General features: G+C 34.1%; 1 protein-coding gene. It reads right to left on the minus strand.

Annotation, left to right across the window (positions count from 1 at the left end; all coding sequences use genetic code 11):
- On the minus strand, positions 1-317 hold a 317-nt coding region (locus tag KGF50_RS22065; RefSeq protein WP_227850016.1), incomplete at both ends, for a terminase small subunit.

The following is a 317-nucleotide window of genomic DNA, read 5'->3' on the forward strand; positions in this document are numbered from 1 at the left end:
TATCTCTTACCTAAGAGTTCAGCAGCCTTATTTCTATCTTTTATGCTTACATCTTTTTTAACTCTTTCAACACCATTCTCAGAAACTACAACCACTTCTTCTTTTGCTTCATTCCTTACTATTTTAGTTAAATACTCCATGACTTCTTTAGCATCTGCTATTCTGTTTGACTCAAGCTGACCTATTCTTTCATCAATGTAACTTTTTAAGTATGGTTTTGTTAAGTTCTCAGCACCTATTACCTTGGCAGTCTTTTCAGAATACCCCGCTTTTATTGCTGCTTCTGTAGCATTACCAGTCTTTATATAGTAATCACA

This window comes from Clostridioides sp. ZZV15-6598, assembly GCF_020657705.1.
GTDB classification, from domain to species: Bacteria; Bacillota; Clostridia; order Peptostreptococcales; family Peptostreptococcaceae; genus Clostridioides; species Clostridioides difficile_F.